Annotated in this window: 15 protein-coding genes and 2 pseudogenes; all 17 read right to left on the bottom strand. The window is 30.5% G+C overall.

From position 1 onward, the window contains the following. Positions 1-7: 7 nt before the first annotated feature. Positions 8-1,714: a DNA repair protein RecN gene (gene recN / locus RCG18_RS00595; protein WP_308039514.1), complete on the bottom strand. Its 1,707-nt coding sequence runs from the start codon at positions 1,712-1,714 to the stop codon at positions 8-10. A gap of 14 nt (positions 1,715-1,728) precedes the next feature. Then, positions 1,729-2,181 carry an arginine repressor gene (locus RCG18_RS00600; RefSeq protein ID WP_308039515.1) on the bottom strand — a complete coding sequence of 151 codons (453 nt, stop codon included), beginning with the start codon at positions 2,179-2,181 and terminating at the stop codon, positions 1,729-1,731. Further along, a complete protein-coding gene (locus RCG18_RS00605) occupies positions 2,159-3,031 on the bottom strand; it encodes an NAD(+)/NADH kinase (protein WP_308039516.1) in 873 nt (290 codons plus the stop codon). Before RCG18_RS00605 ends, RCG18_RS00600 begins: the two co-directional genes overlap by 23 nt. Then, positions 3,028-3,852 carry a TlyA family RNA methyltransferase gene (locus RCG18_RS00610; protein ID WP_308039517.1) on the bottom strand — a complete coding sequence of 275 codons (825 nt, stop codon included), beginning with the start codon at positions 3,850-3,852 and terminating at the stop codon, positions 3,028-3,030. The genes RCG18_RS00605 and RCG18_RS00610 overlap by 4 nt, the downstream gene beginning before the upstream one ends. Before the next feature lie 263 nt (positions 3,853-4,115). Beyond that, positions 4,116-5,977, bottom strand: a pseudogene (gene dxs / locus RCG18_RS00615) (1-deoxy-D-xylulose-5-phosphate synthase). Positions 5,978-6,015: 38 nt separating this feature from the next. Continuing rightward, the gene (locus tag RCG18_RS00620; RefSeq protein ID WP_308039518.1) at positions 6,016-6,903 is read right to left on the bottom strand and encodes a farnesyl diphosphate synthase; all 888 of its coding nucleotides are present in this window, start codon (positions 6,901-6,903) and stop codon (positions 6,016-6,018) included. 93 nt (positions 6,904-6,996) lie between these two features. Beyond that, a complete protein-coding gene (locus RCG18_RS00625; RefSeq protein WP_308039519.1) occupies positions 6,997-7,212 on the bottom strand; it encodes an exodeoxyribonuclease VII small subunit in 216 nt (71 codons plus the stop codon). Between the two features lie 24 nt (positions 7,213-7,236). Continuing rightward, the gene (gene xseA, locus RCG18_RS00630; RefSeq protein ID WP_308039520.1) at positions 7,237-8,448 is read right to left on the bottom strand and encodes an exodeoxyribonuclease VII large subunit; all 1,212 of its coding nucleotides are present in this window, start codon (positions 8,446-8,448) and stop codon (positions 7,237-7,239) included. A gap of 77 nt (positions 8,449-8,525) precedes the next feature. Further along, positions 8,526-8,999 carry a transcription antitermination factor NusB gene (gene nusB / locus RCG18_RS00635; protein ID WP_308039521.1) on the bottom strand — a complete coding sequence of 158 codons (474 nt, stop codon included), beginning with the start codon at positions 8,997-8,999 and terminating at the stop codon, positions 8,526-8,528. A gap of 166 nt (positions 9,000-9,165) precedes the next feature. Continuing rightward, positions 9,166-9,558, bottom strand: coding sequence for an Asp23/Gls24 family envelope stress response protein (locus RCG18_RS00640; protein WP_211142516.1), 393 nt, complete (start codon positions 9,556-9,558; stop codon positions 9,166-9,168). A gap of 201 nt (positions 9,559-9,759) precedes the next feature. Beyond that, positions 9,760-10,275 (bottom strand): SpoIIIAH-like family protein, encoded by a 516-nt coding sequence (locus RCG18_RS00645; protein ID WP_308039522.1) that lies wholly within the window; start codon positions 10,273-10,275, stop codon positions 9,760-9,762. A 59-nt stretch (positions 10,276-10,334) separates the two neighbouring features. Continuing rightward, entirely contained in the window at positions 10,335-10,970 is a 636-nt protein-coding gene (gene spoIIIAG, locus RCG18_RS00650) for a stage III sporulation protein AG (protein ID WP_308039523.1), read from the bottom strand. Positions 10,971-11,086: 116 nt separating this feature from the next. Next, positions 11,087-11,562, bottom strand: a pseudogene (spoIIIAF, locus tag RCG18_RS28925) (stage III sporulation protein AF); the annotation flags it as partial. A 73-nt stretch (positions 11,563-11,635) separates the two neighbouring features. Beyond that, complete coding sequence (gene spoIIIAE / locus RCG18_RS00665; RefSeq protein WP_308039525.1) at positions 11,636-12,799, bottom strand: stage III sporulation protein AE; 1,164 nt, start codon at positions 12,797-12,799, stop codon at positions 11,636-11,638. Positions 12,800-12,808: 9 nt separating this feature from the next. Then, the gene (spoIIIAD, locus tag RCG18_RS00670; RefSeq protein WP_211142521.1) at positions 12,809-13,192 is read right to left on the bottom strand and encodes a stage III sporulation protein AD; all 384 of its coding nucleotides are present in this window, start codon (positions 13,190-13,192) and stop codon (positions 12,809-12,811) included. 90 nt (positions 13,193-13,282) lie between these two features. Then, positions 13,283-13,480: a stage III sporulation protein AC gene (spoIIIAC, locus tag RCG18_RS00675; protein WP_308039526.1), complete on the bottom strand. Its 198-nt coding sequence runs from the start codon at positions 13,478-13,480 to the stop codon at positions 13,283-13,285. A 201-nt stretch (positions 13,481-13,681) separates the two neighbouring features. Next, a complete protein-coding gene (gene spoIIIAB, locus RCG18_RS00680; RefSeq protein WP_308039527.1) occupies positions 13,682-14,200 on the bottom strand; it encodes a stage III sporulation protein SpoIIIAB in 519 nt (172 codons plus the stop codon).

Consider the following 14,200-nt stretch of genomic DNA (forward strand, 5'->3'; position numbering starts at 1 on the left):
TGCAGTCTTATCCAATATTACACTTTAATTCTATTTTTTTTAAATTGGCCATATTAATTAACTCTTTTGCATGTTCCAGCGTTAACTTTGTAACTTCAGATCCACCTATCATTCTTGCTATTTCATATTCCTTTTCATTTTCACTCATTTGTCTCACTCTTGTAAATGTTTTATCTTCTTTAACTTCTTTAGATACCCAATAATGCATGTCAGATATACATGCAATTTGAGGTAAATGTGTAACACAAAATACTTGATGACCTTTAGAAATAGTATACATTTTCTCAGCTACACATTGTGCTATTCTCCCACTTATTCCAGTATCTATTTCATCAAATATAACTGATGGAATTTTATCTTTATCCACAAATACTGTTTTTAAGGCTAGCATTATTCTAGATAATTCTCCTCCAGATACAACCTTTTCAAGAGGTTTTAAAGGTTCTCCTGGATTTGTGGATATAGAAAATTGTATCTTATCTGAACCGTTTTGAGTGAATTTATCTTCTAGCTCTACATTAATTTTAAATGTGCTTTTTTCTAGTCCGACAAAATTCAATTCACCTTTAATTTTAGCTTCTAGACTTTCAGCTATCCTACATCTTTCTTTATGAAGTTTTTCTCCTTCGATTTTTAGCTCTTCTATTATCTTAGCTTTATCTTTTTTTAGTTTTTCCACAATTTCGCTACTATTTATCATCTCTTCATATTGAAGCTTTATTTTATCTCTATAGTTAAGAATATCCTTAATAGTATTTCCATACTTTTTTTTATAGGAGTTAATCAAATATATTCTACTATTTATATATTCTAGCTCTTTTTCATCATAATAAATATTTTCTTTTATACTTCTAATCTGTTCTATACTACCTTCTATATTATAAAAGGCTTCTTCTAATGAACCTTTTATATCCTTTACTTTAGGAAGATTCTTCTCTAAGGAAGATATCTCCTTTATAACCATCGATAGACCATCATAAATAGATAAAACGCCCTCATCATTAGTATAGAGATTGTTATAACACATGTTTAATGTATTATTTATTTTCTCTGCATTTGAGAGAATTTTATACTTTTCTTCTAACTCTTCCTCTTCTCCTTCCTTTAAGTTCGCAGAATTTATTTCATCTATTTGATACTTAAAGAAATCAATAAGTTTTTCCTTCTCTCCATCTTTACCTAGAAGCTTAAAAATTTTATCTTCAATTTCATTTAGCTTATAATACTTTTTTCTATAATTTTCCAATAATCTTCTTATATTATCTTCACCATAGTAGTCTACATAATGAATGTGATTCTCATTTGATAATAAATTTTGATTTTCATGTTGTCCATGAATATCCAGTAATGTACTACTTATATACTTAAGTGATGATATTAATATTGATTTACCATTAACTTTAGCAATACTTTTTCCAGATTGAAATGTCTCTCTACTTATTATAATTAAATCATCGCACTCTATATCTTGTTCTTTTAGAATTTCTTCGGTTTTAGGATTTTCTATTGAAAAAATTGCCTCAACAAAAGTTTTATTTTCTCCGGTTCTTATTAAATCTTTGCTGAATTTGCTTCCTAATACGTAATTAATAGCATCAATAAGTATTGATTTACCTGCTCCTGTTTCACCCGAAAGCACATTAAAACCTTTTTCGAATGAGATAGTTAAATCCTCTATTAATGCAAAGTTTTTTATGTTTAATTGAAGAAGCATAGAATAAAAGCCTCCTACTGTGCAATCATTTTTTTCATTTTTTGAGATATAACTTGTGCCTTTTCAGCATCTCTTGCCATTACAAAAATAGTATTATCTCCAGCAAGAGTTCCTGCAATTCCTTCAAAATTTAATGAATCTATAGCTTCTGCCGCTGCAGATGCTGACCCTGATATAGTTTTTATAACAACAAAGTTATTAACATTTTCAACACCTATAACAGTTTGAGAAAATATATTTACAAGTTTATTAGATAAAAAATTTTCTGTATGCATTATAGTAGCATACTTATACTTTCCACTATCTGATAAAACCTTTATAAGCTTTAGCTCTTTTATATCCCTAGATACGGTAGCTTGTGTAACATTCATTCCACCTTTTCTAAGTTCTTCTGCTAGTTCTTCTTGTGTTTCTATATCCCTTGAATTTATAATTTCTAATATTTTAGCGTGCCTTGTCACTTTCATATTGTTCACCTTCACATTCCTTTGCTCTAAAAGTAATTTTTTTTCGTAAAGTGTTAAAATAATCGTTATCACCAAATCTTACAAGTTTACATTTATAATTTGATTTACTGATATCTACTGCTACTGTACTGTCAGTTTCAATCCATTCCTGTCCATCTACTGATAAAAATATGTTTTCATTATTTTTCTTAACTCTAATAGATATTTTACTTTTTCCATCTAATACAACTGTTCTAGATGTAAGTGATTGAGAATACATTGGAGTTAAGGCTAAAACATCAAGTTCAGGATGTATTATAGGTCCACCTGCTGAAAGATTATATGCAGTGGAACCTGTTGAAGTACACACAACAACTCCGTCAGCGTTAAAGGTATTATAAAATTTATCATTAATAAAAACTTCATATTTTTGTATTCTTGACCAAACACCTTTGTACATTACTATGTCATTTAATCCATGATATACCTTAGTTTCCCCATTATAACTATAGGCACATTGAAGCATAGTTCGTTCTTCAACATCATATCTCCCATCGATTAAATTTCTAATAGAAGTCTTAATATTTGAATTTTCTACCTGAGCCAAAAAACCTAAATGTCCTATATTTATTCCTAGAATAGGTACGCTATGCTTATAAATACGTCTAGTAGTACTTAATATTGTTCCGTCTCCACCTAACACAATAATTGCATTCAATTTAGCACTTTCTTTTTCATCAAGGCCATTACCGTCTTCATAGACCTTAACTTCTATATCTTTTCTTTCGCTGCGAATCAAGTTTACAATAAAATCTAACGTCTCCCCATTGTTATCTTTTGCTGTATTTACATTAATCCCTATACTTTTCATAATGCCTCCCCATTAAGCCCTTGATGGGCTGAGCCAACTACGCTTTTCATATCTTCGTATTTAAATGTTTCATTAAATTCCTTATTCTTTGTAAAATAAATTAAGTATTCTATATTTCCCTCTGGTCCTTTTATCGGCGAATAATCTAATGCAATTATTTTGCAATTACATTCCTTAACAAATTCTATGATATTGCCTACTACTTCCTCATGAGTTGATTTTTCTCTTACAACTCCCTTTTTACCAACTTTTTCTCTTCCAGCTTCAAATTGAGGCTTTATTAATGCCATAATACTTCCATTGTCATCAAGCAACTTTAAAACAGTAGGGACAACCTTTTTTAGTGATATAAAGGATACATCTATACTAGCAAAATCACTATACTCACCAATATCATCTAAAGTAACATATCTTATATTAGTTCTTTCCATACATACTACTCTTGGATCAATTCTAAGCTTCCATGCAAACTGACCATATCCTACATCTATAGAAAATACCTTTTTTGCACCATTTTGAAGCATACAATCTGTAAATCCTCCAGTAGAAGCTCCTATGTCAAGACAAATTTTATCATTTAAATCTATATTAAAATTCTTGACTGCCTTTTGTAATTTTAATCCTCCGCGGCTTACAAAAGGTAATTGTTCTCCTTTAAATTCAATATTTGAACTTTCCTTAACCTTTTCACCGCATTTATCTACTCTGTGACCATCAATAAATATTTCACCAGCCATTATACTAGCCCTAGCTCTTTCCCTTGAGTCAAAAATTCCTTTTTTCACTAATAGAATATCAAGTCTTTCTTTATTATCCGACATAACAAACTCCTTTTAATATTATATCCTAGCTAAACATCTGAAAAAATAATAAGTCAAAAATGTTAGTATATTTTGTGATAGACAAGGCAACAGTTCCTCTTATAATAGAGTATAATCTAGCTCCATTGCCGCAGTATGGCACAAAATAAACTGGCATACTAACTTATTATTTTTTAAAGATACCTTATTCAACTAAACTAAAAATATAAGCTAATTATACAAAATTCTTGTTTGATATTATTTTATCATTAATTTACTATTTATCATACTATTTTTAATATGTTTTTTATGATCCCGTCAACATCCAATCCATATGTCTTATATAATATATCTGTTTTTCCATGTGGAATAAATTCATCATTAAATCCTAAATTTAAAACTTTTACCTTTTTATCTAAAGTATTCATATACTCAAGTACACTAGATCCTAATCCACCGTGCACCACATTATCTTCAATAGTTACAATATTGACGTTTTGCTCTGATAGGTCTTTAATTAATTCTTTATCAATAGGTTTTACAAAGCAAGCGTTTATAACCCTTACATCTATTCCTGAATTCAGCAATTTTTGCCTAGCCATAATAGCATGCTGTACCATTTTTCCTTGGGCAACTAAAGCTATGCTTCCTTTATCATATATCTTTTCCCATTTTCCACGTTCAAAATCCTTAAGTGGTTCGATTGAATCATTTATACTGTCACCACCCCTTGGATATCTTAATGCTATAGGATAATTTTGCGTAGTTGCCCATTTAAGCATATATCTAAGCTCTGGTATACTCTTAGGTGACATTACCGTCATATTAGGTATATGTGTTAAATATGATAAATCAAATACACCTTGATGAGTTTCTCCATCATCACCAACTATTCCTGCTCTATCGATAGCAAAAACCACTGGAAGGTTTTGAATACACACATCATGTAGAATTTGATCATAAGCCCTCTGCAGAAATGTAGAATATACAGCAAAAACCGGTTTTAGTCCTTCTCTTGCCATACCTGCTGCCAAAGTTACAGCATGCTGTTCGGCAATTCCGACATCAAAAATCTATTCGGAAACTCTTCCGAAAACGATTTAAGTCCCGTCCCATCTCTCATAGCCGCTGTTATAGCTACAATATTTTTATTTTTTGATGCAAGTTCTACCATCTCTTCTCCAAAGGCTTTTGAATAAGAATCACAGGAACTAAAACATACTTCTCCACTATCACAATGAAAAGGACCTAAACTATGAAATTTACCAGGATTTTTTTCTGCAAATTCATATCCCTTTCCTTTCTTTGTTATAACGTGTATAATAACTGGCCCTTTTATGTTTTTAGCTCTAGATAGAACTTCAGTCAATTCTTCTAAGTCATGCCCATCAATAGGACCTAGATACTTTATGCCCATATCTTCAAAAAACATCCCAGGAACCACCATTTGTTTTATTCCTTTTTTTATTCTTTCAAGATATTTTGCCATTCCATTTCCTATATTGGGTATCTTTTTTAAAGCACTTTCAACCTCTTCTTTTAATCTATTATATCTAGGGGCCATTCTTATTTTACTTAAATATCTAGACACCCCACCTACATTCTTAGCTATAGACATTTGATTATCATTTAGAATAATTACTAGTTTAGTCTTTCTATATCCTACATCATTGAGTGCTTCAAGAGCCATACCACCGGTTAATGCTCCATCTCCTATTACAGCAACTACATCATAATTTTCATTTTTCAAATCTCTTGCTCTAGCCATTCCTAACGCAGCTGAAATAGATGTGCTGCTATGACCGGTTTCAAAAAAGTCATATATACTTTCATTTCTCTTAGGAAATCCACTTATACCACCAAATTGCCTTAATGTATCAAACTTATCTTTTCTTCCAGTAAGTATCTTATGTATATAAGCCTGATGCCCTACATCCCATATAAGCTTATCTTTATTTAAGTTAAAAACATTGAATATACTTAAAGTAAGCTCTACTACTCCTAAGTTAGAGGCAAGATGTCCTCCGGTCTTTGAGACTTTATCTATTAAAAATTTTCTGACCTCTAATGCAAGTCTTCTTTGCTGTTCTAATGTCATTTTCTTTATATCGTTAATATCTCTATAGTTTTCTAATAAACTAGGCATCTTTCATCTATCCTTTTTTTAAAATATAGTATCTCTATTTATTTTTCTCTATTAAGTAAAAATAATGTTATTTCTTTTAATTTAGAGGTATCTCCCTCAACTTTATCTAATACCTCTACACATTCACTTGTTAATGAGTTACACATCTCCATACACTTATTTAATCCATATGTGGTGATAAAAGTAGTTTTATTGTTATCTAAATCACTTTTAGCTTTTTTACCTAAAACTTCTGTATCTCCTACTATATCTAATATATCATCTTTTATTTGAAAAGCTAACCCTAGTTTTTGCCCATAATAATCTAATTTTTTAACATCCTCTTCTGTTGAACCACCAAGAATTGCGCCTGCAACTATTGCCGCTTTTATTAGTGCTCCTGTTTTTTTACTGTGCATATAATATAGTTGATCTATTGGTATTTTTGTATTTTCACTTAGTATATCCACTGTTTGTCCGCCAACCATACCCTCTATCCCTGCACTTTCTGAAATTAAACTACAAGCTCTTATGGCATTCTTATCATTATCCATACAGTATCTAAACATGATGTTCATTGCCTCATTTAAAAGGCCATCCCCAGCAAGAACTGCGATTGCTTCACCAAATACTTTATGATTTGTAGGTTTTCCTCTTCTTAAATCATCGTTATCCATGCAAGGCAAATCATCGTGAATCAAAGAATAAGTATGAATTATTTCTATGGCCGCAGCTACTGGAAGTACAGACTTATAATTATTATTTTTTAGCATATATGTTAGCAAAAATAATAATGGTCTAATTCTCTTTCCGCCTGCATCTAAGCTGTAAGTTATAGCTTCGTATACCCTTTTATTGTAGGATCCTTTGTCTTTAAAATGCTCTGAAACCCAATTTTCTATTTCTTTCTTTAATTTTTCAATTGTAATCTCATCTTTTATATCCATATCCCACTTCTCCATTCATATTCTAAATATTGATAATCTTCCCCATATGGCATTTATTACTCTTTTAAGATTTGCTAACTCCTAATTTTATTCTTACTCTTCTTCAAAATCTTTTTCTCCATCTTCTGTTAGAAGCTTTATTTTTCCTTCTGCATCATTTAATACTTTATATAGTTTATTACAAAGTTTTACGCCTTCTTCATACTTTTTTAAACTTTCTTCTAATGATAGTTCTTTGCCATCCATTATATTTACTATATCTTCAAGTTTTTCCATCATACTTTCATAAGACTCACTTTTTCTAGGCATAAAATCACTCCCTTAATGCCATTTTTAGAACTTACTACTATCTTTAACTGTAAGCTTCGCACAAACATATCCATCTTTTAATGTAATTTTCACTTTTTCTGATTCTTTGAGTGTAGAAACTCTACTAATTAAATTTTCATTTTCATCTTGAATCATAGCGTAACCTTTATTTAAAACATTCAATGGATTGTGTGCTGAAAGTAGAGCACTTATTTTACCTAGTGCCTCTTTTTCTTTGTTTAATCTTCCTTTAACTTTTATATCTATCAATTCCCTTAATCTATCAATATTGTTATATTCGTTTATTATATATATTGATGGGCTAAGAGACATTAAATTTCGCTTCAATAAATTCATTTCGTTTTTTCTATTATTTAAGTTTATTTGGATACGAGTCTGTAGAATATTTTCATATGCTAAAATTCTATTTTTAAATTCCTCTAAATTAAATACAGCAATTTCTGCTGCCGCTGATGGAGTTGGTGCTCTTCTATCACTAACAAAGTCTACAATAGTATAGTCAATTTCATGACCTACACCAGTGATTATAGGTTTTTGAGAGTTAAAAACGGCCTTAGCCAGTTTCTCATCATTAAAACACCAAAGCTCTTCTATAGAACCTCCACCTCTTGCAAGTATTATAAGTTCAATATCTTCCACTTTATTTAAGGTTTCTATACCTTTTATCATGTCTGCGCTTGCGTTTATTCCTTGAACCAATGCAGGATATATTACTAGTTCTACATTCTTATTTCTTCGTTTTGTAACATTTATTATATCTCTAATTGCTGCACCAGTTGGAGAAGTTATTATCCCAACTTTCTTAACATACTTAGGCAAAGGCTTCTTATACTTTTCATCAAATAAACCTTCACTTTGTAGTTTGTTTTTTAATTTTTCAAATGCTAAATATAATTCTCCTACTCCATCTGGCTCCATCATATCACAATAGAATTGATAGGCTCCTTCTTTTTCATAAACTGAAACTCTTCCCTTAACTACAACTTGCATTCCAACTTCGGGAATAAATTTTAAATTTTTTGCTGCACTTCTAAACATTATACAATTTATTTTACTAGACTCATCTTTAAGAGAAAAATATATATGTCCACTACTGTGAAGTTTAAAATTAGATATTTCTCCTTTTACGCTAGAGTTAGATAGTATAAAATCATTATCTACTAGCTTTTTTATATAACCGTTTAAAGCTGATACTGTTAAGGTTTTTATATACATATTTACTACCTTCTCAAATATTGAAATTTTAATTTACAATTTAAAGAACATGAAAAAGCAGTTAAAAGAAGCTTATTCTACTGAATAACTTCCTTTAACATACTTCCAAGTACACCATTGATAAAAGATGCAGATTTATCTGCTGAATACTTTTTAGCAAGCTCTATAGCTTCATTTATAGATACATTCTTAGGAATATCTTTTTCATATAAAAATTCATATGTACATATTCGGAGTATAGATACATCTATCTTAGACAATCTATTAATTTTCCAATTTCTAAGGTGCTTTTCTATTTCTTTATCTATATCCTCGCCATTTTCTTGAACTCCCTTGAGAACTCTTACGATATATTCCATATCAACATCTTCTAGATCAATACTTTCAGGATCACTTTCCTTATAAGTTGATAGTCCAGTCATATCTAGCTCTGAATTTTCAACCTCAATATTTTCCTTAAGATTTGCGATAACTTCTTTAAAGTCTTCCTTATTTATAGTGGTTTGGAATAATAATTTCATGGCAATTTCTCTTGATTTTCTTCTATTCATTTCTTCCTCCTGATTTGGCTAAATGTTCTTCTACAATTAATTATTGTCAGTTTAGATATAATTATACTTAAAGTAATATTGCAGTTCAAGTATGCATATGCAAATACTCAAATTTTTAAAAATGCCCAAGAATAAAAAAACCCTCTAAACACAGAGGGTGTAGATACTATTCTTCCATATCTTCAACAACATCCATTACTTTAGGAATCATAACATTCTGTACATGCACATTTACTGCGGAAACGTCAAGACCTGTCATAGACTCAACAGCTTTCCTTACATTTTCTTGCACTTCTAATGCTACATCTGGAATTCTTATTCCATACTCTACAACTACATATAAATCAATAGCAGCGCTATTTTCTCCAACTGTAACTTTAACACCTTTTGATAAATTCTTTTTTCCAGTTAATATTTGAGTTATACCACCTACAAGGCTTGCGCTCATACCAACTATTCCTTTTACTTCTGTAGTAGCTAGACCTGCAATTACACCTACGACTTCATCAGATATTTTTACGATACCCATGTCAATTTCATTTTTAATATTCTCTTCCATTCTCGTACCCCCTAGGTATTTGATATCAGCCAAAACTAACTTTACGTATATTATATCAAATAGCTTTCCCTTTTACAAATTAAACATTACCAAATTGATAAATAATTTCTTGAAGATACCTAAATAAAGATTTAGCCTGTACACTTTAATTTAGTTTTAAAGTGTACAGGCTATTTATAGTATTAAAATATGTTATTAATTCTATTGTTTAACTTCTATTTCAACTTCTTGAATTTTAGCTATTCCCATCACTACATTTTTTATCTCTCTTGTATCTTTATCCGTAAGTTTGTCCTTTCCTTTTACTACAACTCTTGCCTTACCACTTTCTTCTATAGAACAAAGTACATCTTCATAGCCTTTGCCCTTTAAAGTAGTTTCAATTTTTGATTCATAATTTGTACTCATTGCTAATTCAGTATATTTTTTAGTTGCTTCATCTCTGTTCTCTTTAGATATATTTTTGTCGTCAATTAAAGTTTTTAATGTCTGTAGTGTTTGTGCATTTTTCTGCTCACGGATTAATTTACCCTCATCAAAGAATGTAGATTTACTATTTTTCTTATCTGTATTGTTAAAAGATACTGCACTACTTTTTGCGCCACTGCCGTCATCACCATTCACATATAATGGACTATTTAATTTTGTAGCAAGTACCCCCGCACAAACAATAAGAGCTAAAAGAGTAGCAATAATTATCCCTTGTTTTTTATTCATTTTTTATTCCCCCTATCAACCTTTCTAACAAATTATATGCTTTTAGAAACATTTATATACTATTTTTTCATAGGATAAACATTAACTTTATTCTCTGGAATATTGAATAAATCAACCACTGCCTTAGTTATTCTAAGTGCAGTAACTTTATCTTCAGCGCCTTCAGCTACAACACAGATTCCTGAAACCTTTGGCTTATAGGTTTTAACTATAAGAGGCTTGGACTTATCACCCTCATTTGTTACAACAACAGTGCTTCCGTTATTCTTCTGTGTGGTATTTCTAGTTCCGCCTTCATTGTCTTTTTCTTCCGTATTACTTGTTGAATCATTTATATTTACTGCAGGAACCTGCTCTTCTCCACTCTCAAAACTAACCATAACCTCTACTTTACCGACACCTTCAATTTTTTCTAAAGTATCTTTTAACTTTTGTTGAATTGTATTTTCATAATCTTGCGCCGATCTATCGTTACTTGTCTGTTGGTCAGTTTTACCTGCCTTATTTGCACCTTTATTATCTCCAGTACCTAAACTTTGAATTCCAATTGTGTTAGATGTTTTAAAAAAGCTTACTGTTAAGACTATTAGAACTCCTGCTAATAGCATTATAAGCAAATTAGCTACATTCTTTTTATCCGATGAGTTTTTCTCACTATCTTTAATAAGTTTCTCAAAAAACTTTTTAAAATCCATATGGTCCTCTCCTTCTTATCTTTTAATCTTATAAAAGTTAATCAATTTTATATTTTGTATACTTGTATTACGTCCTTTGAGACATTAAGCTCATCACCTAAGTATTTCTTTATAGCCTGGCTTTTTTCGTTATTGATTTGTTTATCACCGTTATCAACAGTCTTACTTTCATCACCTATTTTTATTTTTTTTATTCTTTCTATACTTCCATCCTTAACTCCTACTTTTATATCTTTTATAACAAGTTTATCATTATTATCATCATAGGAAGCTTCAACTTGTACTTTATAATTATTATCTGGATATTTTTCTTTTAGCTTTTTTTCGCAGTTAGTCTGAAGATTAAGTTTAAATACTTCTAAAGTGTCTTTTATATTCTTTTCTTTATATTTTTGAAACTCATTTTCCGTTTTTTTGCATCAAAGGATTGAATAGCATTGCTTGTATAGGTGTTTATATCAAAATTTCTATCAAAAACTTTTATTAAGGGATTTATAAAAACTGTAATCAAAATTAAACCTAGTACAAACTTTGCATACTTTTTTAAACTGTTATCTGGAAGAATTATCTCTACAGCAGTTATGAAAAACACAGCAGTACAAATGCCTATAAGCCATTCCCTTAGAGCTTGTAACAATGTTTATCACCTTCTTTCCTATGTTCTTTTATCCTCCTATCATTACCTTACCTGCTGATGCTATTATAGCTACCATTATGAAAAACATAACTGATACACTGATAAGGCAAGCTGTCACCAGTACAAGAGAGTCTCCAGCTGCGCTTATGCAATTTACTAATCTGCTATCACTTATAGGTTCTATTAATGCCGCAGTAAATTTGTATAAAAGTGACATTATGAGTAACTTAATTATTGGGAACAGCACTATAGCAATTAATATGACAAGTCCTAAGCTGCTTAGTGCATTTTTTAATAAAATTGAGTAACCAGCTACTGTTGATACGGCATCTGAAAGACTCTTTCCAACTATAGGTACAAAATTGTCTACAGCGAATTTTGCTGTTTTTGCAGTAACTTCATCGATAGTTTTAGCTGTAATTCCTCTTATCGTAATTATTCCTATGAATATTGTCATTACAATGCCTTGTCCCCACATAGCTATTTGATTTAAAAGTTTTGTAAGTTTACTAATTTTGTATTCTTCAGACATATTGTTCACAAACTGTAATACAAAAGTCATGCATATTATTGGTATTATTATGTCCATAAATATTTTTGCACTTATGGTTATCGTTCCTATTATAATAGGGTCCATAACTGCTGCTTCCACAAATCCTCCTACGCTTGCAATAAGCATTATAAGGATTGGCACAATAGCAGTCATAAAGTCTGTCATTTCCTTCATCGTAGATCTTGCTGTATCTACTCCTATATAAAAGCTTTTAGCCATTACTATTATAAGTAGAGAGTAACACGCAAAATAAGCTATGTTAGATAGGCTTTCACCACTAAAGGCCTTTTGCAAATTAGTAAGAAGTGCACATATAAGTGCAATTACCACTAATAGTGCTAATAACTTTAATGATGCAGCAATCTCTTTAAACATATATATGCCTAACGCATTAAGTAGCTTTTTTGTGGATACTTTACCATCTCCAGTTTTCATAAAATCCTTTACATATGTTTTTGCTTCAATATCTTTAAGCAGTTCATATTTTGTTTTCATATTGGAAATATAATCATAAAATTTCTCTATTTGTTCAGTTTCAACTTTTTCACGAGTATCTGTTTTAATGTTATTAACCTCTAATGCCTTCACATTAAAGGATGTTACAAAAATCATAAGTAAAACTAATATAATCTTCTTCATAGTTAACACCTACATAATCTTTAGAATTGACTGTAATACAGCCATAAGTATAGGAATTGCCAACACTAAAATAAGTATTTTTCCTGCAAACTCCACTTTAGCCCCTAAGCTTCCTTGTCCGGCATCTCTACATAATTCACCGCAAAAGGAGGCTAAATAAGCAATGGCTAATATTTTAAATACAGTAGTTAAATATATAAAATCTATATTAGCTTTAGCTGCTAGCTGTTGTAAAAATTGGAGTACTGCGGTTATCTTTGTTATCATAAATAAGAATATCATGACCCCAACAGCCATGCTTATATATACTGCAAAATCTTCTCTTCTCTCTTTGAAAAGCAGTACAATAAATAATGCCATAAACGCAAAAGCAACTATTTTGATTATTTCCATAGCTTCCTCCTTTCAGTCGGAACACCGGGTGATTTTGCTCGTTTCCAACAGCAAAATTACCCGTTAAAGTCCATTTAGGACTTTAACCTCCTAAAGTTGAAACATTGTTCTTACTGTAGTAAATAGCTTGTTTACTAAATTTATTACCATCATTAAAACTATTAATATACCAGCTAAATTTGTTACTACAGCATAATCTCCTTTTCCACTAGCTTCTAATACTTTATTTATAATTATTACAATTATACCTACACCAGCAATTTTAAATATTAAACTAATATCCAACATTTTAATTACCCCCTTTTTTTACAAACATTATTTAGGCATCTGAAAGAAAATAACAAGTCAAAGATGCGACGAATATTTTGTGTCAGACAAGGAAGCAGGTTCCGCAGATAGTCAGCACTATCTAAGAATTCTGCGGTTGCAGTATGACGAAAAATAGACTAACATACTGACTAGTTATTTTTTGAAGATGCCTTAGTTAGCCTAAACGAGTATTATAACTATAATGGCCCCCAGCGAAAATCCGAGGTATCTATACATCTTCACATTTTTACTCATCAAAATCTCTGAGTCTTTTATTCGCTTTTTTAAATTTTCTAAAGTAAGGTGAAATATTCTTTGTTGACCTTCTATGTCTGATTCTCCTAGAGTTTTTGAAAAATCCAATAATATATTCATATCATCTCTTTTTAGGTTCAAAATATCTTTTCTTCTATTTAATACATTACGGAATGCTTCATGTACATTGTTTACTTTATTATCAAATAATAGACATGACACTTCTTCGAATATTTTTTTAATTGGATACACACTTTTTTTAGATACATCTTCAATCGCTTCAGGCAAAGGAGTGTGGGTATATACTATTTCATTTTGAAGTTGATAAATACATCTCTGGAGCTCTTCTAATTGTCTAGTTCTCTTTTTAAACTTCGCTGAATAAATAAACCCTATTCCTGTGGATGCGGCTAGAATCATAATACAACCTAGAAATTTTAACAT

The organism is Clostridium sp. OS1-26 (assembly GCF_030915445.1).
Lineage (GTDB): Bacteria > Bacillota > Clostridia > Clostridiales > Clostridiaceae > Clostridium_AM.

Coding starts and splice junctions, on each gene's coding strand:
- RCG18_RS00625 (WP_308039519.1), bottom strand. CDS start 7,212: ATGCCTAGAAAAAGTGAGTCTTATGAAAGTATGATGGAAAAACTTGAA.
- RCG18_RS00620 (WP_308039518.1), bottom strand. CDS start 6,903: ATGGATATAAAAGATGAGATTACAATTGAAAAATTAAAGAAAGAAATA.
- RCG18_RS00640 (WP_211142516.1), bottom strand. CDS start 9,558: ATGGAAGAGAATATTAAAAATGAAATTGACATGGGTATCGTAAAAATA.
- recN (WP_308039514.1), bottom strand. CDS start 1,714: ATGCTTCTTCAATTAAACATAAAAAACTTTGCATTAATAGAGGATTTA.
- nusB (WP_308039521.1), bottom strand. CDS start 8,999: ATGAATAGAAGAAAATCAAGAGAAATTGCCATGAAATTATTATTCCAA.
- xseA (WP_308039520.1), bottom strand. CDS start 8,448: ATGTATATAAAAACCTTAACAGTATCAGCTTTAAACGGTTATATAAAA.
- spoIIIAG (WP_308039523.1), bottom strand. CDS start 10,970: ATGGATTTTAAAAAGTTTTTTGAGAAACTTATTAAAGATAGTGAGAAA.
- RCG18_RS00610 (WP_308039517.1), bottom strand. CDS start 3,852: ATGTCGGATAATAAAGAAAGACTTGATATTCTATTAGTGAAAAAAGGA.
- RCG18_RS00645 (WP_308039522.1), bottom strand. CDS start 10,275: ATGAATAAAAAACAAGGGATAATTATTGCTACTCTTTTAGCTCTTATT.
- spoIIIAE (WP_308039525.1), bottom strand. CDS start 12,799: ATGAAGAAGATTATATTAGTTTTACTTATGATTTTTGTAACATCCTTT.
- spoIIIAB (WP_308039527.1), bottom strand. CDS start 14,200: ATGTTAAAATTTCTAGGTTGTATTATGATTCTAGCCGCATCCACAGGA.
- spoIIIAC (WP_308039526.1), bottom strand. CDS start 13,480: ATGTTGGATATTAGTTTAATATTTAAAATTGCTGGTGTAGGTATAATT.
- RCG18_RS00605 (WP_308039516.1), bottom strand. CDS start 3,031: ATGAAAAGTATAGGGATTAATGTAAATACAGCAAAAGATAACAATGGG.
- RCG18_RS00600 (WP_308039515.1), bottom strand. CDS start 2,181: ATGAAAGTGACAAGGCACGCTAAAATATTAGAAATTATAAATTCAAGG.
- spoIIIAD (WP_211142521.1), bottom strand. CDS start 13,192: ATGGAAATAATCAAAATAGTTGCTTTTGCGTTTATGGCATTATTTATT.